Here is an 18828-nt window from a genome sequence, read left to right on the forward strand (position 1 = left end):
CGCCGTCACCGCCTCGCGCGTGCCCTGGCGGCGGTGCAGCCGCTGGGGCCCCTCGGGCTCTGGCGTGGGCGCCTCACCCGGGCCCTGTGCGAAGGTGGGCGTGGCGGCCTCGCGCGGCGTGTAGCGCAGGGGTGTCCCCCGCGCGGGCAGTGGCCTCAGCGGCGCACAGGCGTTGGACAGCAGGGCCAGGGCGAGCAGCGGCCCCGTCCACCTGACTGCTGGCGACTCAGCGCGCATGGTCCACCCCCAGGCCCACGCAAGCGAAGGCCCCCGGGCTCGGCATGTCCAGGCCTCGCGCGAATAGCAGCGTGCCTCCCTGGCCCAGCACGTACAGGTGCCCCCCGAGGAAGCGCCAGCGCACCTCCGCCGCGCCCAGGTAGCGCTCACCGGACTGCCCCAGGCCCACCCCCATCCCCTTCACGGCCACCTCGAGGGTGCGGCCGAAGAGCTGCACCGCCACGCGCCCGTCCACGTCGAAGCGGCCCCAGGTGAAGGCCTCGGCGCCCAGGGAGAGCTGCAGGTGCTTCTGCAGCCCGCCGTAGCGCACGGAGTCCCACCCCACCACCGCCTCACCGTAGACGGAGAAGCCGTCCGGAAGCGGCGCCTCGGCCAGCGGCACCCCCTCGGAGCCCACGGCCCGCAAGCGCGCCAGCTCGTAGTCCGGACCAACGTAGCCCTGGCGGAAGCCTCCGCGCTGCATGCGCGCCTCCAGCCGCAGCTTCATGTCCAGCGTGGGTGTCAGCGCATCCGCGCCCGCTCCCACCACCGCGCCCCACGCGCCACCCACTCCCGGCCGTCCGCCCCAGCCGGCCAGCAGGTGGGCCTCGAAGCCCGGCCGCACCACCACCACCGCCGTCCCATCCACGTGTGCCAGTGTCACCGCGGGCGCCCGTCCCCCGGCCAGGCCCCCGTCATGGACGGCGGACAGCGCCACCGTGTAGCGCCCCCGCTGCCGGGGCGGGCCGAAGAGGAGGTGCTGCACGTCCAGCGCCACCTCCGCGCCCAGCAGCCGCGCGCCCAGCACGTCCGAGGCGAAGGCCTCCGCGTAGAGAGGGCCCCACGTGCCGGTGAGGAAGGCGCCCGCCGGGTGGTAGTCCGGGTTCATCCGGTTGGAGTAGCGGCGGACGAGGTGCGCCGAGAGGAGGCTGTAGCCCTCCAGTCCGCCCACCCACAGCGCCACGGGGGCGTTGTCCGAGCCCAGCTTGAGGCCGCGCACGAGCTGCCCCCAGTCCGACAGGCTGTCCCAGTCCTCCCGGCGCACCAGGCCCTCGCCTTCACCGCCGCCCCACAGCCGAAGCCGCACGGGGGCGCCCAGGTTGAGGCCGAGCCGCGCGCCGCCATCCAGAATCAAGGTGGGCTCCACCTGGACGAAGCCCTCCTGCACGCCCACTCCCGCCCGTGGCAGCAGCGCCAGCGTCGTCACCTCCAGGCGCGTCAGGTAACTCCACCTCGCGGGCGGGGACGCCGGGCGTGGGGGCTCCACTGCACCCACAGGTGGAGGAGGGGGCCCATCCGCCTGGGACAGCATCAGCACCACCAGCAGCGTGGACGTCATCAGCGCCTCCGAATGGGGACTCCCATTCTAGCGGCCACCTCCGACGACTCCGGACAACCGGGAAAAGACGGGTGGATGCGACCTGATTCCCAAGCCTGGTGATTCAACCCCCCAGGTCACCCGGTCACATTCGTGGTGCCGCGGAACCCGCGTTTCCGCCGGTGCCCGGTGGTCACGAAAAGAAACAGGGAGGGAGCACCGGCCATGTCCGCCGGCATCCCTCCCTGCCCGGGTGCTTCAGTTCATGAGGACGGGTGCGGCTACTTCGCGGCCACCGTGGGCTCCGCGCTCATGCCCTCCTGGAGCGCCTTGAGGAGCCGCGCCACCTCCGTCACCGGCACGTCCTGCACGCTCAGCAGCGTCTTGCCGTCCTGGGTGCGCGAGCTGAGACGGACGGGGGCCACCCCGTTGAAGTTGCGCAAGAGGCTGTCCTCGAAGAACAGCAGACGCGCCCGGTCCGGCACGGGGACACGCACCGGGAGCGGAGTCTTCTTGGCCTTCGTGGCCCGCTCCACCTCGTCCACGCCGCACTCGGCGAAGGGCTTGCTCACCACCGTGCCGTCCTCTCGCGGCACGTCGATGAGCAGGGTGCCCGGGTTGCCCCTGTCCAGCACGAGGCCGGTCGCCTCCACGTAGCGGAGCAGGGCCCGCAGGGGGTACACGCCGAAGTGCGTGCAGATGGCCTCCGGGAAGTTGCGCGCCACGGTGCCGTACACGGCAGGTAGTCCGAAAGGCGGGACGGTCACTCGTTGACGTCAACGAGTGGAGGCTCATGGGGAACCCGCACGAGCTGCTCGATGGGGAGCCGCTTCATGTGGGAGCGCCCCTAGGCACGGGCCTTCGTGGGTGCAAGGGGACGAGGGAGGGGCGCACCGTCCGCCGGTCCGCGAGGGCGAGGGGCGTGACACCTTGCACCGGAGAGCGAGCGGCTCCACCTAGAAGGGGTCAGGGTCACGGGTGGAGGCTGGGGGAGCCACTCTGGGAGGTATCTCCAGTGAAGCTCGATTTTTCCTCGTTCCTGCTGGGGTGCGGGGTAGGTGCCGGTTCGATGTTGTTGGCCAGGCGGCTCCGCCCGTTGGTGCTGGAGGTGGCCACGCTGCTCTTCCGCCTCCAGGAGCGGGTGCTGGCCGCGACGCCCATGGGGCAGGAGGCCCTCGCGGAGCTGCTGGCCGAGGCCCGGGCCCGCGTGAGCCTCCCCGCTGGATTCGCGAGGGGCCTCCACTCCGGTACCTACCGGGAGCCCGAGCCGAAGCGGGCGCGGAACATGGCCACCAGGTCCTCGTCCAGCACGTAGTCCTCGATGTAGAGCCGCGCGGCCTCGAAGCGCAGCTCGCGCAGCTTGCGGTAGTGCAGGTCCAGGTCCCTCGGCGTCGGCGTGCCCACCAGGCACGGAGCGTCCTCGAAGCGCGAGCTGAGGATGCTGGAGAAGACGCACCCCATGAGCGTGTCGTCGAGCGGGTGCAGCAGCTTGAGCGCGGCGCGGATTTTATGGTCCCAGCCGGTGGCGAAGGTGAGCTCCCGGATCTCCCCCACGGGCCTGTGGCTGCGGATGGCACCGGCCTCCGTGAAGAGGACATCGCGGCGCTCCTGGAAGCGGCGGATGGCGCGGCGTGGGTCGAAGCAGTGGGGCGCCGAGTCATCCACCACGAGCGTGCCGGGGCGCAGCCTGTCCACGTCGAGCAGGTTCGCGGCGCTGGTGGCGCTGAGCAGCACGGAGGCCGCGTACACCTCGTCGGGCGCGGAGCTGCCGGAGATGCACGTCACCTCCACGTTCCCCTGGAAGCCCAGCTCCGCCACCAGCTCCTCGGTGAGCCGCAGCAGGTACTCGCGCCGTGCGGGGACGTCGCACAGCCGCAAGGAGCGCGGGTGCGGCAGCGTGCGCAGCAACAGGCGCAGGATGGCGGTGCCGATGGAGCCCGCGCCGAGGAGCGCCACGTGCTCGTCCTCCAGCCTCCGGCCTCCGGCGCGCAGCACCTGCTCCACCATCATCACGAAGCAGGCGGCGGTGGTGGCATGGCCGGTGGTGAGCCGGGGCAGCCCGGCGCGGCCGGCGGTGGCCTCCACGAGGGCGCGTCCATAGTCCGTGGCCGAGGGCACCAGGCCCGTGAGGGACACGGTGTCGGCGCCCAGGCGCGCGGCCTCCTCGAGCCCCCGGACGACGGCGTCCACCGTGCGCTGCTTGTCCACGTAGAGCGCCGCGTCCTCCAGCGGCAGCACGACGAGCCCGATGCGGCCGAGGAACGTCTCGTACACGCTGACGAGCGAGGCCTCGCCGTGGAGGCAGTCGCGGATGAACTCGCGGGGCGTGAGCCGCAACTGCTCCAGGAAGGCGCGGGGCAGGGTGGCGAGCGCGGCCGCGTCCACGGAGAGCTTCGCGCTGTACTCCACCTTGCGCGCGGGCTTGCGCTCCCCGGCGCCGCCCACGTCGTTGTAGACGTCCGCGACGGACAGCAGGTGCACGGCGCTCTCGGGCAGGGTGGGCCCGGCGTAGTAGAGCGAGAACAGCACCTTCTCGAAGAGCACCGGGAAGGACAGCCGGGACGAGACGAGCTCCTCCAGCCTCGGGTCCAACGTGCCGCGCAGGCCCTGGCGCTGCTCGCGCAGGTGCACCTGGAGGCGCTCCCAGATGTGGATGACGGAGAGCATCTCCAGGAAGTCGGGGCGCTGGAACTGGTGGGGGAAGGGACTCGGCAGCGTGGTGGTGCCGTTGCTCTCGGCGGTGAGGAAGACGCGAACCGTGTGCGCCAGCAGGTTCAGCATGGCGAGGAAGCTGGCGTAGAACTCCCGGTCGCTGCCCAGCTGGCGCATGGGGATGACGGAGTCCAGGTCCGCGAAGGTGCCGTTGAGGAGCACGTTCTGCGGCTCGATGCACTGCCCGTTCTTGAAGTGCTGGATGTCGCTGGGAAAGTAGCCGAGCAGCAGCAGGCGCGCGGTGAGCCGCACCCACGAGTCGACGACGGCCTCGGGGTCCAGGTTGTGCTTGAGGGTGGCGTAGACGAGCCGCGTGTTGGCGAAGCCGCCCGAGCCGGTGCGCTGGCTCTCCTGCGCCAATGTGCCGGCGAAGTGGCTCACGCGCGGGAAGGGCGCCTTGGGGAACCAGTAGACGTAGCAGGCCAGCCCGTCGCGCAGCTCGTTCTGGGCGATGGTGAGGGTGAAGCCCGACAGCAGTGGCAACAGCCGCGAGCGGAAGCGCGCCACCACCTCCTCGGACCAGCGCACCACCAGCAGCGGCAGCGGCAGTCCGCCGGGCTCGTGGAACTCCTCCAGGAAACGGCCCTGCACCTCGGCCGCGCGCTGCGCCTCGTTGAGCGCCTCGGGCAGCGTGACGGCGCCGGGCACCTTGCGCTCCTGGATGAGGAAGTACTCCAGCGTGTTCGTCACCGAGTGCTTCGCGAAGCGCTCGAAGAGCCGCTGCTGGAGCAGCTGGAAGAAGCCGATCTGATCCTCGCACCGTACCTCGGCGCCCTTGATGGCCAGCACGCTCTCGCCGGGGCCGCGCCGGTAGAAGGAGCGGAAGTGGCCCTGCGGGCGGAAGAAGCCCTCGGTGTCGAAGGTGCCATTGGTGGGCGGTACGGGAATGTCCCGCTTCATCCGCTCCAGCTCCTCGGCCACCCAGGGCTCGGCCTCGCGCAGGTAGCGCCAGAGCGCGGGCGCGTCGCGGGCCACGTCCCAGGCGATGGAGAACGGGCCCGACTCCGCGCGCGGTTTGCGCGTGCCCAGCTCCTCCAGCAACTGCCCGAGCGGATGGCTCAGCAGCTCCTCCATCCGGAGCGTGAGCCCGTACCGGCCCTCCAGCAACTGCTGCAGCTCGAGCTGGTGCATCGAGTCCAGCCCGAGCTCCGCCAGGGTGCGCCGCGGATCCAGCGCCTCGGGGGCGATGCCGATGAGGCGGGCGAGCTGCTCGCGCAGGAAGGCGGAGGGGCTCGCGTCGGTGGGCTCGGCGCGGGGCGGCGCGAGCCGGGCCGTGTGGAGAATCTCCAGCGAGCCCGCGAGGTACTCCTGCTTGCAGGCGCCGCGCTGAATCTTGCCGCTGGACGTCTTGGGCATGGTGCCGTGGCGCACCAGCACCAGCGTGTCCAGGTGGATGCCGTGCGCGGCGGCCACGGACTGCCGCGCGGCGTGGGTGATGTCCTCGAGGCTGTTTCCCTCGCGGTCGCGGTAGACCTCCTGCACGACGACGAGCCGCTCCTCCTGTCCCGAGTCGATGGAGAAGGCGGCGCCACAGCCGGGGCGCAGCGCGGGGTGGCTCTCCTCCACGGTGCGCTCGAGGTCCTGCGGGTAGTGGTTCCGGCCCCGGATGATGATGAGGTCCTTGAGGCGGCCGGCGAAGAACAGCTCGCCGTCCTGCAGGAAGCCCAGGTCCCCGGTGCGCAGCCAGGGGCCATCCGTGGTGTCCGCGCGCATCGCGCCGAAGGTGTGCTCGGTCTCCTCGGGGCGGTTCCAGTAGCCCTGGGCGACGCTCGGGCCCGACACCCAGATTTCTCCCACGCGGTCCGAGGAGCAGCGCGTGCGCGTGACGGGGTCCACGATGAGCACCTGCTCGTCCAGCCACGGGCGGCCCAGGCCCACCAGCCGCCGCGAGCCCGGCGTGCCCTCGGGCAGCTCGACGACCCACCAGGACTCCAGCGCCGCGCCGTCCACCGTGCGCACCGTGCGGCGCGTGCCCGGGAAACCGCCCGTCACCATGAGCGTGGCCTCGGCCAGGCCGTACAGGGGACGCAGCGCATCCGAGCGCAGGCCGGTGGCGGCGAACGTCCGTGAGAAGCGCTCCAGCGTGTCGGCGCGCACGGGCTCGGCGGCGTTGAAGGCGTAGCTCCAGCTGCTCAGGTCCAGCCCCTCGCGCTGCTCCGGCGTCACCTTGCGCGCGCACAGGTCGAACGCGAAGTTGGGTCCGCCACTGAGCGTGCCGCGGTAGCGCGAGAGGGCGCGCAACCAGCGCACCGGCTTCTGCAGGAAGGACTCGGGCGGCAGCAGCACGATGGGGAAGCCGGCGTACACCGGCTGCAGCACGCAGCCGATGAGTCCCATGTCGTGGTACATCGGCAACCAGCTCACGCCGACCGAGTCCTCCGAGGAGCCGAAGGCCCGCTGGATGATGGTGGAGTTGTGGAGCAGGTTGCCGTGCGTGAGCCGCACGCCCTTGGGCACGGCGGTGGAGCCCGAGGTGTACTGGATGAAGGCGGGCGTACGGGCCGTCACCTCCGGAGGCCGCCACGCCTGCTCACTGCCCGGCTCCAGCGCGTCGGTGGCCACCCAGCGCAGCGAGGCGAGCTCCGGCGCGTGGCTGGAGAGCCCGTCCACCAGCTCGTGGATGGCGCGGGTGGTGAGCACCAGCGTGGCCTGGGCATCCTGGGCGATGGCGCGCAGCCGCGGCAGCGTGCGGTGCAGGCGCGAGGGGTCCGGCGGGTACACCGGCACGGCCACGACTCCGGCGTACAGCGCACCGAAGAAGGCGGCGGCGTAGTCCAGCCCGAAGGGGTAGAGGAGCAGGGCGCGCTCGCCGGCCGCGGCCGAGCGCTGGAGCGTGGCGGCGATGGCCCGGGCCCGCTCATCCAGGCCCGCGAAGTCCAACTGCTGTGTCTCCGTCTCTCCATCTTCCAGGAGGGTGAAGACGCGGCGCGAGGGCTGCTCCAGTGCCCTCCTGCGCAGGATGTCCACAAAGGTCGAGCCGGGCTCGCGACGCACCACTGCCAGGGGCTTCATGTCTCTTGGCACCGCGGATGGGGGGGAGCCGGATCTTCATCCGGCCGCCCCATGAGCGGCAATGCCGGTGCGCGGAGCCCGGTTGCTCCGGGTGGGGCGGCGTCACCCCACCTGGGTACTCAGCGACGCCGGTTGCGCGAGCGCCGTGCGTAGGCGGGCGCGGTGGCCTTGCGCCGGCCCAGCAGCGCGGCCAGGGTCAGTCCGGCGGCGACGAGCAGGGGCATTCCACCCGTCGAGGAGGCGCCGCAGCTCGCGGGAGGCATCCCCGTGCCGGCGAGCGTCGCGTCGCCGGGGATGATGCCGCCCGTGCCCGGGAGCGAGTCCGAGGGCTGCTGGGCGATGGGCCCCGGCTGCTCGGCGGGAGGATCGCCATCGTCGGACGCTCCATCATCCGGCGTGCTCTCCGGGGCCGGTTGGGGCTGGGGCTCCGGGGTGGCGACGACGGGCGCGGGCATCACGTCCTCCAGCCGCGTGGCCTGGACGAAGCCGTCATGGAAGACCACGCCCTCGGGGGCGATGGACGCGTCGCGGTACAGGCCGAGCTTCAGGTAGTTGAGCTGGCCCGAGTACTGCGTGGCCACCTTCGTCAGCGGCACGACGACCTGGCCGTTGTGGTACAGCTCGACGAAGCCGGCCTTGGGATCCGGCGACCACTTCACGTGCAGCACGAAGTCATTCCACTGCTCGCGCTGGAGCGGGGCCCGCCAGATGATCTTCCCGTTGCTGCCGCCCACGCGCAGGCGCAGCTGATCATCCACCACGTAGAACTCGAGCGGCGGAGAGCCACCGCTGCCGTCGTGGTGCCACTGGGTGAAGATCTGCCACCTGGGCGAGCGCGGGAAGCTCTTCGGGAAGAGCGTGCTCCACTTGTAGAAGAACTCGGAGCCGGGCGCCTCGCGATCCAGGTAGAGCAGCTCGTTGCGGTTGCCGCTCGCGCTGATGGGGTTGTCGCCCTGACGGACGGTGGTCTTCAGCGCGTAGCGGCCCTCTCGTGCGGGCGAGCTGACCACCAGCAGGCGGTTCGAGGAGACAGTCTGCTCGCGGTCCCACTGCGAGAGGTTGCCGGTCTCGAAGTCTCCCCTCCACACGGTGGAGGCGGTCGCCAGGGTGGGCAGCAGCAGCGCGAAGGGGGCAAGTTTCAGCAAACGCTTCAAGCTCGGTCCTTTCGTTCCGTTGGGTCCCCACGGACAAACGGAACGCCTTCCCACTTCCCGGCCTGCTTCCTTGTCAGCCCTCCCTGGAGCAGGAGCCGCCCGGGCTCCTCGTGCTGCTTCACGGCACACGAGCCCCTCGCCGGAAGCCCGTCCGGCGAGGGAGCGCGTGTCCGCTACGATTTCAGGCTGTTAGCGCCGAGGCGTGGTGGCGCAGGTGGTCCGCCATGAAGGTCGAGACGAAGTAGTAGCCGTGGTCGTATCCGTCCTGGGAACGGAGCGTCAGGGGCTGCCCCGCCTGGTCGCAGGCCTCGCGGAGGAGCTCGGGTTTGAGCTGGTCCCCGAGGAACTTGTCGCGCGTGCCTTGATCCACCAACAGTGGGGGCAGACGCGTCCTCGCCGAGCGGATGAGCTCGGTGGTGTCCCACTGCTTCCAGGCCTCGGTGTCGGCCCCGAAGTAGGTGCGGAAGGCCTTCTGTCCCCAGGGGACGCGCACGGGCGCGCAGATGGGAGCGAAGGCGGACACGGAGCGGTAGCGGCCGGGTTGGCGCAGGGCGCACATCAGGGCGCCATGTCCTCCCATGGAGTGGCCGAAGATGCCCTCGCGGTCCATGCGGGCCGGGAAGTTCTTCCCGATGAGCCCGGGCAGCTCCTGGGTGACGTAGCTGAACATGCGGAAGCGCGAGGCCCAGGGCTGCTGGGTGGCGTCCACATAGAAGCCGGCGGCGGTGCCCACCTCCCAGTCGGCGCTCTCGTTCGGAATGCCGGTGTCGCGCGGGCTGGTGTCGGGCACGACGAGCATCAGTCCCAGCTCGGCCGCGAGCCGCTGCGCACCGGCCTTGATCTGGAACGTCTCCTCGGTGCACGTGAGGCCCGAGAGGAAGTAGAGCACGGGCACCTTGCCCGTCCGCGCCTGCGGGGGCACGTAGACGGAGAAGCGCATCTCGCCGCCACACACCACCGAGTCATGGCGGTAGTAGGCGACGGTGCCTTCGAAGCAGCGGTGCTCGGAGGCGAGCCGGAGGGCCGTATCCATCAGTACTTCACCACCGCGCGGATGGACTCGCCCTTGTGCATCAGGTCGAAGCCCTCGTTGATGCGCTCCAGCGGGAGGGTGTGGGTGATGAGCGGGTCGATCTGAATCTTCCCATCCATGTACCAGTCGACGATGCGGGGCACGTCGGTGCGGCCGCGGGCGCCGCCGAAGGCACTGCCCTTCCACACGCGCCCGGTGACGAGCTGGAAGGGACGGGTGCTGATCTCCTGTCCGGCCGCCGCCACGCCGATGATGATGCTCTCGCCCCAGCCGCGGTGGCAGCACTCGAGCGCCTGCCGCATGGTCGTCACGTTGCCGATGCACTCGAAGCTGTAGTCCGCGCCGCCCGCCGTGAGGTTGACGAGGTAGGGCACCAGGTCCGCGCCCACCTCCTTCGGGTTGACGAAGTGGGTCATGCCGAACTTCTCGGCCATCTCGCGCCGGGCGGGGTTGAGGTCCACGCCGACGATCTGATCCGCGCCCACCATGCGGCAGGCCTGCACCACGTTGAGGCCGATGCCGCCCAGGCCGAAGACGACCACGCGCGCGCCCGCCTCCACCTTCGCGGTGTAGATGACGGCGCCAATGCCCGTGGTCACCCCACAGCCGATGTAGCAGACCTTGTCGAACGGGGCGTCCTCGCGAATCTTCGCCACGGCGATCTCCGGGAGCACCGTGTGCGTCGCGAAGGTGGACGTGCCCATGTAGTGGTGGACGGGCTCCTTGCCGATCCGGAAGCGGCTGGTGCCATCCGGCATGAGGCCCTTGCCCTGCGTGGCGCGGATGGCGGTACACAGGTTCGTCTTCCGCGACAGGCACGACCTACACTGGCGGCACTCGGGCGTGTAGAGCGGGATGACGTGGTCCCCCTTCTTCAGCGAGGTGACGCCGGGGCCCACGTCCACCACCACGCCCGCGCCCTCGTGGCCGAGGATGCTGGGGAACAGGCCCTCGGGGTCCTTGCCCGAGAGCGTGTACGCGTCCGTGTGGCAGATGCCCGTGGCCTTCAGCTCGATGAGGACCTCGCCGGCCTTGGGGCCTTCGAGGTGCACCGTCTCGATGCGCAGGGGCTTGCCGGGTTCGAATGCCACCGCTGCCTTGATGTCCATGCTCGTGTCCTCCAGGGATGTAGCGGGTTGCGTCGGACCGTAGCTACCACGTGAGCGTCACCGTGGCCTCACCGGCCGAAGAATTGCGCTTCCCGGCAGTCGCGGTAACACATGGTGGGATTGGCTGGTCATCGAAGTAGCACCGGACGAGGCGCATGAGCGGCGTGGCCGACAGAACGAGGGCAGTGCAGCGGCCCGGCGGGACGAGTGTCCTGCTGGTGGCGCTGCTGCTCGCCGTGTCGGCGTCCGGGTGCGGCCAGCTCGACGATTCCATTGATTCCCTCACCCTCCGGTTGGAGGAGTGGGACCGGCACCGGCACGACACCGCCGGGAAGTCCGGACAGGGCACGGCTCTCCCGCACCCGGCCTCGGTGCGTGAGTGGGAGCCGGAGCCCACGCAGCGCTCCGCCCGGGTCCGGGGAGTGCTCATCGCGGGCCTCGCGGTCAGCCGCGCGGACATCCCGCCCCCAGGGGGCACCGGGCTTCACCGGTCCCCGCCGGGCCAGGAGGCACCGCCTCCGAGGCTGGCCCGGAGACACGAGTCCCCGCAGGTGAAGACGGGACTCGCACCCGGTGTCGGGGCCTCCGGTTCGCGTCCGGTGAAGGCCCCCCGCCTCGCAGTCAGCGTGAGCGCACCGCGGCTGCAGGGCGTCGTCCGTGGCAGGTGGGTGCACTCCACCGAGCCGGCGGACGTGGAGCGCCCGCTGATGGGCGCTTCCTCCCCTCCGTCACTCCTCGCGCACCGTGGCACCGTCAGGACTCCTGCCGGGACGGGCGTGGAGGGGCCGTGGAGACGCTCACCTGAAGCGGAGCCCCCACCACCCGTCGTGGCCTGGGGAACCGCGGGAGGGCTCGTGCTCGCGCACGGGCCCGAGGGCCCTCCGTCTCGAGCACACCGCCCGAGCACCGGCCACCCGCACGCCTCCGCGAGGCGTGGAGCCGTGGCGCGTGTCACGGCGCGTGTCCCTCCAGGAAGAGACAAGGCACTGGCGGACGTGCGTCCCGCGTGGGACGCCGGACCGCCTCCGCGTGGGCGTGTTCAGGGTGGCCTGGAGCGACGCGCTCGGGACGACCACCAGACACATCGCGTCCGCCCTCCCGTGGGAGTGCGTGCAGCCTCCGGGCTCGAGGTCGAGCAACTGGTCCGATGGTCGGACCCGTTGGAATGGCTCGCGGCCGGAAGGTGCCGCGCGCCAGGACCTCGCACGTCCAGGGACTCAGTCCTTGGCGGGGTAGAGCTGGCCGCGCATCTCTCCGTAGTAGGTGTGCGCCTTGGTGTGGAGGTTGAAATAGAGCACTCCCTTCCTCGCCAGGTATTCGAGCCCGGCGAGCGTCTTGACCTGTCCCGGGAGTCCCAGCTCGGAGGGGCAGCCCTCGGGTAGCGAGGGCTTCAGGCCCGGCATATCCTTGACGTAGACGACGTTCTTGTTGGTGAGCTCCACGGAGAACCTGCCATCGGTGAACTTCTTCCCCGGGCTGCCGGACTCGCCGAAGTCCACGATGATGGGGCCGAGCACGCCCGGCGGGCCGCAGTGGATGTGGAACATGACGATGTCGGCGGGGTTCACCCCTTGGATCTCGACTTCGACATAGGCCTTGCTCAGGTCTCGGGCGAATCGCAGCTGCCCATGGCCCCGCGACTTCCGGTTCTCGCGAGGCGTCGAGGGCGCCGTGGCGCCGAGGCTCTTCTCCAGCGGCTTGGGCACCTCCGACTCCTCACCGGGCTCCTGGGCGGGGCTCAGGAAGGCCTCGTAGGTGGTGAAGGTCGTCGCACCGAGGGCAGGGTCCTTGGCGTGGGCGGGCAGGGTGGACAGCGCGAGAGCGAAGGCAAGGGCCGTGGTGGGCGTACGCATGGTGCGTTCCTCCTGGAGGGTGGCGGCTCTCTTCGTAGCGCTCCCCGGGCGCGGGCGATGGCCGCAGATGGACAGGGGGTGGCCACTCCCCGGACAGCGAGGCAAGAGCATGGATCTGGAAGAGTTGCGTGCTTTTCTCGACGTCGTGCAGACGGGCTCGTTCCTGGCCGCCGCGGAGTCCCTGGGCGTGTCGCGCACCACCTTGCGGCGCCGCGTCGAGGCGCTCGAGGCCCGGGCCGGCGTGCCGCTCCTCAAGAGCACGGCCCAGGGCATCATCCTGACGGAAGCCGGTGAGGTGCTCGCCCGGCGCGGGCGCGTCATGATGCAGGAGACGAGCGCGCTGCTGTCCTCCATCCGCGAGGTGGGCCAGGAGCCCTCGGGAGTGCTCCGGGTGGTGCTGCCCGTGGGGCTGCCGCCGCATCTGCTCACGCCGCTCTTCGGGCTGTTGCGCACCACCTATCCGCTGCTGCGCGTCCACGCCCGCTTCAGCGGAGACCCCCTGGGCGAGCCGCTGGACGGCGTGGACATGGCCATCCACTTCGGCGAGGACATGCCCCGGGGGCCCTGGCTCTCCTCCGTGGTGATGCGCGTGCGGGAGGGGCTCCTGGCCAGCCCGGAGTACCTGCAACGGCGGGGGACCCCGGGCTCGCTCCAGGAGCTGCGGGGCCACGAGCTCTTCTCCTGGGAGGCGCCGGGAGACGATGCGCACACCTGGCCCACGCTCCGGGGCGCCACCTTCACGGTCTCCCCGGTGCTCGTCACGGCGGACATCCATCTGATCCGCTCCTGCTGCATCGCGGGGCTGGGAATCGGTCTGGTGCCCAGCGTCGAGCTGGAGGACCCGGGCAGTTCCGCGGAGCCGTTGGTGCCCGTGCTGCCCGGGCTGGTGGGGCGGGAGCGCCCGGTGCGCATCAGCGTGCCCGAGGCGCTCGCCGAGATTCCGAAAATCCAACGGGTGCTCTCGCACATCCGGCGGTTCCTGGAGCCGCTATGAGGGGCGGCCGGGTATGCCAGGGCCCCGGGGGGAGCCGCGAGAGCACCACGCCGGAGGTGGTATGGTACCCCACGGCTCTCCGCCTCGGAGCAGAGCAGGGCCCCACCTCATGAGCATCACCTCTCTCCTCCTCCCCGGGTACAGGCTGCTGGGCCGCTTCCAGGAGACGGCGACGAGCCTCCTCTACCGCGCGGTCCGTGAGGCGGACGGGTTGCCCGTCATCGTCAAGACGCCGCGCTCCTGGCCCGTCGGCACGCGCGAGCGGGCCCGCTACCAGCGCGAGTACGAGCTGCTGCGCCACCTGAAGGGCGTACCCGGAGTGCTCACCGCCCACGCACTGGAAGTGCTCCAGGAGCGGCCCGTCCTCGTGCTGGACGACGTGGGGGGCAAGGCCCTCTCGGAGCAGGTGGGCCAGGCCCTCGCGCCCTCCCGCTTCCTCACCTGGGCCCTCTCCGTGACGGCCACCCTGGCCGAGGTCCACCGGCGCGGCGTCATCCACAAGGACATCAAACCCGCCAACATCCTCGTCGCCCCCTCGGGGAAGGCGTGGCTCATCGACTTCGGCATCGCCACCCTGCAGCGGGTGGAGCACGTGGAGGCCGTCCTCCAGCAGCCGCTCGGCGAGGGAACTCCGGCCTACATGTCCCCGGAGCAGACGGGGCGGATGAATCGCGCGGTGGACTACCGCACGGACTTCTACTCGCTGGGCGTGTCCTTCTACGAGGTGCTCACGGGGCGGCTGCCCTTCCGCGGGCAGGACATGCTGGAGTGGTTCCACGCCCACCTGGCCCAGGCTCCCGTGCCGCCGCACCTGGTGGTGCCCTCCATTCCCCCCGCGCTCTCGGCGGTGGTGATGAAGCTGTTGGCCAAGGTCGCCGAGGAGCGCTACCAGAGCGCCGAGGGGCTGCGGGCGGACCTGGAGCGGTGCCAGGAGGCGCTGCGGCTCGGCTCGCTGGAGACGTTCCCCCTGGGCAGCCGGGATGTCTCCGCGCGCTTCCAGCTCCCCCAGCGGCTGTATGGCCGCGAGGAGGAGGTGGAGTTCCTGCTGAAGGCCTTCGAGCGGGTGGCGCTCACGGGGCACACCGAGTGGGTGCTCGTGCGGGGCTACTCCGGCATCGGCAAGTCCGCCGCCGTGCGCGAGCTGCACCGCCCCGTGCTGCGGCGGCGCGGCTTCTTCCTCAGCGGCAAGTTCGATCAACTCCAGCACGACGTCCCGTACTCCACGCTGGCGCGGGCCTTCCAGGAGCTGGTGCAGCAGTTGCTGGCCGGCAGTGACGAGGAGGTGGCGCTCTGGCGCCAGCGGCTGCTGGAGGCGTGGGAGGGCAACGGCCAGCTGCTGGTGGACCTGGTGCCCCAGCTGGAGCGCGTCGCCGGCAAGCAGCCCGGCCTCCCCGAGCTGCCCTCCTTCGAGGCGCGCAGCCGCTTCAACCGCGTCTTCCTGCGCTTCCTCGGCATCTTCGCCAGCCCCGAGCGCCCGCTCGTGCTCTTCCTGGATGACCTCCAGTGGGCGGACCCCGCCAGCCTGGAGCTGCTGCGCTACATCGCCACGCACCCGGACACGCCGCCCGTGCTGTTGATTGGCGCCTACCGGGACAACGAGGTGAGCCCCTCGCACCCGCTGGCGCGGACCCTGGCGCTGGTGCGCGAGGAGGGGACGCGGGTGGGGGACCTGCACCTGGGCCCGCTCACCCTGGAGCAGACGCGGCGGCTGGTGGCGGATGCCTTCCCCGGCGCCGGGGACGCGCTGGTGGTGCCCCTGGCCTCGCTCGTCCAGGAGAAGACGGGCGGCAACCCCTTCTTCCTCCTCCAGTGGGTGCAGGCGCTGCACCAGGACGGCCTGGTGGTGCGCGCGCCGGAGGGCGGCTGGCGCTGGGACGCCGAGGGCGTGCGGGCCCGGGGGTACTCGGACAACGTCATCGACTTCATGGTGGGCCGGCTGCTGCAGTTGCCGGAGCACACCCGGCAGATGCTCAGCCTGGCGGCGTGCATGGGCAACACCTTCGCCCTGCGCAAGCTGGCCTTCCTGTCGCACCAGGACAGCTCCCAGGTGGAGCAGGACCTGGAGCCCGCGCTCCAGGAGGAGCTGTTGGTGCGGGCGGATGCCGAGCAGTACCGCTTCGCGCACGATCGCATCCAGCAGGCCGCCTATGCCCTCATCCCCGAGCGGGAGCGCAAGGCCGTGCACCTGCGCGTGGGCCGCCTGCTGTTGGAGCGGCTCTCTCCCGAGGAGCTGCGCGAGCGCCTCTTCGAGGTGGTGAGCCACCTCAACGTGGGCGTGGCGTTGATGCGGGACGACGTGGAGCGCGCGCACCTGGCGTACCTGAACGCCGAGGCGGGTTGGAAGGCGAAGGCCTCCAGTGCCCACCGCTCGGCGGTGACGTGCTTCGACACGGCCTTCTCCCTGCTGCCCGGCAATCCCTGGGAGACGGACAGGGCCACGGCCTTCAAGCTGCGCCTGGCCCAGGCCAGCAGCGAGGTGATGAGCGGCAACTCCGCCGAGGCGCGCCGCCTGGTGGACGGCGTGCTGCCCTGGGCCCGCACGCGCTCGGAGATGGCGAAGGCCTATCGCTTCAAGAGCGATCTGCTCGTCTCCTCGAGTGACGCGGAGGGCGCCGTCGCCTGTCTGCTGGAGTGCCTGGAGAAGTTCGGCATGCCGCTGCCGCTGGAGCCCTCCTGGGAGGAGGTGGTGGCGGCCCACGCGGAGGCGTGGTCCCTGCTCCACGCGCGGCCCCTGGAGAGCCTGCTCGCGCTGCCGGCCCTGACGGACCCGGACATGAAGGCGGTGCTGAGCGTCCTCGCGGCCCTGTACGCGCCGGCCTTCTTCAGCCGGAGGAACCTGCACGTCCTCCACATCTGCCGCATGGTGACGCTCTCCATCCGGCATGGGCATGTGGATGCGTCCGCGCACGCCTACGCGTGGTTCGGCTTCCTGAGCAGCAACGTCTTCAAGCGCTACCACGAGGGGCTGGCCATCAGCGACTTCGCGTGCCGGCTCGCCGAGCGCCAGGGCAGCTCCACCTTCCAGGGCGAGGCGCTCCATGCCCGGTCCATGAATGGCGTCTGGGTGGGCCCGTTGCTCTCCTCGCGGGAGTTCATCCACAAGGCCATCCAGCAGTCGGCCCAGGCGGGGGCCTTCCGCAATGCCAGCCTCTGCTTCAACCACAGCACGCTGATTCCCCTCGTCATGGGGCGCGAGCTGGAGGAGGTCCGCCGGGAAGCCCTGGCGGGCTTCGACTTCGCCTCCAAGGTGGAGTTCTGGGACGTCATCCAGATGATGCGCATCTTCCTGCGCTACGTGGCGCAGCTGCAGGGGCGCTCCGACTCTTTCTCCTCGTTGAATGGAGAGGGGTTCGATGAGGCGGCCTTCGAGGCGAGGCTGGCCGCCGGGAGTCTGGTTCCCCTGCGCTCCAGCTACGCCATCATGAAGATGATGTCGCGCTTCATGAGCGGTGCGCACGAGCAGGCGCGGCAGGCGGCCGGGAGCGTCCAGGGGCTGCTCTGGTCCAATGTCGGCCAGCTCTATTACTACCTGTACGTGCTGTACGAGGCGCTGACCCTGGCGGCGTGCTGCCGGGACGCTTCACCGGCGCGGCGGCGCGAGTACCTGGAGACGATTGGCCAGCACCACCGGCAGCTGGCGGAGTGGGCCGCGAACAGTCCGGAGAACTTCCGCGCGGCCGAGCGGCTGGTGGCCGCGGAGCTGGCGCGCCTGGAGGGAGAAGCGGACGAGGCCCACCGCGCCTACGAGGAGGCGCTCCAGTGCGCTCGTGAGCAGGGCTCGCTGCAGAACGCGGCCCTGGCGTGTGAGCTGGCCGCGTCCTTCTGGAAGGAGCGGGGGATGGCCACCACCGCGCTGCTCTTCGCCCGGGAGGCCCGCGAGGCCTGGATGCAGTGGGGGGCCGCGGGCAAGGTGCGGCACCTGGATGAGCAGTGGCCCTCCCTGGCCTCGCCGAAGGCCGGGCTCGAGGAGTCCAGCACCAGCTACGACACGGACTCCAACCACCTGGATGCGCTCACGGTGGTGAAGGCCCAGCAGGCCATCTCCAGTGAGATCGTCCTGGAGCGGCTGGTGGACACGCTCATGCGGGTGGCGCTGGAGACGGCCGGGGCCCAGCGCGGCGCGCTGCTGTTGTTGCGGCAGGACACGCTGGAGGTGGCGGCGCTCGTGGACTCCACTCCGGGCCGGGCCGCGCTCCCCGAGGAGCCCGTGCGGCGGTTGCCCTGGACGCTGCTGACGTACGTGCGGCGCTCGGGCTCGCACGTGCTGCTCAACGACATCTCCCTGCCCCATGGCTTCTCCAACGATCCCTACTTCACCCACGGGGCGGCCCGCTGCCTGCTGTGCCTCCCGCTGGGCCGGGGGGAGACGATTGGCGGAGTGCTGTACCTGGAGAACGACCTGGCCACCGAGGCCTTCTCCCCGAGCCGCATCGCCCTGCTCAAGCACATCGCCTCGCAGGCGGCGATCTCGGTGGAGAACGCACGCCTGTACGAGGAGGTGCGGCGGGCCGAGACGGCGCTGCGCCAGTCCAACGACGAGCTGGAGCGGCGGGTGGAGGCGCGCACGCGCGAGCTGAAGCAGGCGCAGGCCCACCTGATGGAGACGGCGCGCGTGGTGGGCATGGAGGAGATTGCCTCCAACATTCTCCACGACGCGGGCAATGCCCTCACGAGCGTGGTGGTGGACTCGGACCTGTTGCGCAGGACGGTGGAGGACTCGCGCGTGGGCCGGGTGAAGCAGGTGGTGGAGATGATGGATGCGCGGCGCGAGGACCTGGCGGACTTCCTCACGAGGGATCCCCGCGGCAGCCTCCTGCCGGCCTACCTCTCCGGCCTCGCGGACGAGCTGCTGCAGGAGCAGGCGGTGCTGTGGCAGGGCCTGGAGGACCTGGACGGGCACGTGGAGCGGGTGCGGACCATCATCCAGATGCAGCGCACCTACGCGAAGTCCACGCTGCTGGCGGACGAGTGCGACCTGGGCGGGCTGGTGGAGGAGGCGCTGCGCATCCACCAGGTGGCCTCGCGGCAATCCCCGGTGCCGGTGACGCGGGAGATCGCCGAGCTGCCCCCGGTGCGGGTGGACCGGCATCGGATGTTGCAGATTCTGCTCAACCTGCTCAGCAACGCGCGCAGTGCGCTGGAGCCGGTGCCCGAGGCGCGGCGCTACCTGGGGGTGAGGTTGGAGGCGGAGGGCGGGTGGGTGCGCATCCAGGTGGTGGACAACGGCGAGGGCCTGGCGCCGGAGGTGCGAGAGCGCCTGTTCACCCAGGGCTTCAGCACGCGCAAGGACGGGTATGGCTACGGCCTGCACGCCAGCGCGCTGGCGGCCCGCCTCATGGGGGGAAAGCTGACCCTGGAGAGCGAGGGGCCGGGAAAGGGCGCCACCGCCACCTTCGAGCTTCCCTTCACGCGTTAGGACGAGGGATC

General features: G+C 71.0%; 10 protein-coding genes and 1 pseudogene. 3 read left to right on the forward strand and 8 right to left on the reverse strand.

Going from position 1 to position 18828, the window contains the following annotated elements; genetic code table 11:
• The 3 genes and pseudogenes from VFZ09_RS17950 to VFZ09_RS17960 all read right to left on the reverse strand — a co-directional run.
• A pseudogene (locus VFZ09_RS17950) lies at nt 1-237 on the reverse strand (DUF2380 domain-containing protein); the annotation flags it as partial.
• Nucleotides 227-1555, reverse strand: a complete 1329-nt coding sequence (locus VFZ09_RS17955) for a hypothetical protein (RefSeq protein WP_329728813.1) — start codon at nt 1553-1555, stop codon at nt 227-229. The pseudogene VFZ09_RS17950 and the gene VFZ09_RS17955, both read right to left, overlap by 11 nt.
• 260 nt (nt 1556-1815) lie before the next feature.
• Nucleotides 1816-2301 (reverse strand): hypothetical protein, encoded by a 486-nt coding sequence (locus VFZ09_RS17960; protein ID WP_329728814.1) that lies wholly within the window; start codon nt 2299-2301, stop codon nt 1816-1818.
• Nucleotides 2302-2549: 248 nt separating this feature from the next.
• On the opposite strand from VFZ09_RS17960, the gene VFZ09_RS17965 reads away from it, so the two are divergent.
• Complete coding sequence (locus tag VFZ09_RS17965; RefSeq protein WP_329728815.1) at nt 2550-2849, forward strand: hypothetical protein; 300 nt, start codon at nt 2550-2552, stop codon at nt 2847-2849.
• Here VFZ09_RS17965 and VFZ09_RS17970 read toward each other — a convergent pair.
• From VFZ09_RS17970 to VFZ09_RS17990, 5 genes are all read right to left on the reverse strand, one after another.
• The gene (locus tag VFZ09_RS17970) at nt 2786-7258 is read right to left on the reverse strand and encodes an AMP-binding protein (RefSeq protein ID WP_329728816.1); all 4473 of its coding nucleotides are present in this window, start codon (nt 7256-7258) and stop codon (nt 2786-2788) included. The two genes, VFZ09_RS17965 and VFZ09_RS17970, sit on opposite strands and share 64 nt — an antisense overlap.
• Nucleotides 7259-7377: 119 nt before the next feature.
• Complete coding sequence (locus tag VFZ09_RS17975; protein ID WP_329728817.1) at nt 7378-8412, reverse strand: polysaccharide lyase; 1035 nt, start codon at nt 8410-8412, stop codon at nt 7378-7380.
• Between the two features lie 181 nt (nt 8413-8593).
• Entirely contained in the window at nt 8594-9445 is an 852-nt protein-coding gene (fghA, locus tag VFZ09_RS17980) for an S-formylglutathione hydrolase (protein WP_329728818.1), read from the reverse strand.
• A complete protein-coding gene (locus VFZ09_RS17985) occupies nt 9445-10554 on the reverse strand; it encodes an S-(hydroxymethyl)glutathione dehydrogenase/class III alcohol dehydrogenase (protein WP_329728819.1) in 1110 nt (369 codons plus the stop codon). Before VFZ09_RS17985 ends, fghA begins: the two co-directional genes overlap by 1 nt.
• Before the next feature lie 1217 nt (nt 10555-11771).
• Complete coding sequence (locus tag VFZ09_RS17990) at nt 11772-12407, reverse strand: CHRD domain-containing protein (RefSeq protein ID WP_329728820.1); 636 nt, start codon at nt 12405-12407, stop codon at nt 11772-11774.
• 109 nt (nt 12408-12516) lie between these two features.
• On the opposite strand from VFZ09_RS17990, the gene VFZ09_RS17995 reads away from it, so the two are divergent.
• Both VFZ09_RS17995 and VFZ09_RS18000 read left to right on the forward strand, forming a co-directional pair.
• Nucleotides 12517-13401, forward strand: a complete 885-nt coding sequence (locus VFZ09_RS17995; protein WP_329728821.1) for a LysR family transcriptional regulator — start codon at nt 12517-12519, stop codon at nt 13399-13401.
• A gap of 109 nt (nt 13402-13510) precedes the next feature.
• A complete protein-coding gene (locus VFZ09_RS18000) occupies nt 13511-18817 on the forward strand; it encodes a trifunctional serine/threonine-protein kinase/ATP-binding protein/sensor histidine kinase (RefSeq protein ID WP_329728822.1) in 5307 nt (1768 codons plus the stop codon).
• Nucleotides 18818-18828 lie beyond the last annotated feature (11 nt).

It is taken from the genome of Archangium sp., from assembly GCF_036277355.1.
In the GTDB taxonomy this organism is placed as follows: Bacteria; Myxococcota; Myxococcia; order Myxococcales; family Myxococcaceae; genus Archangium.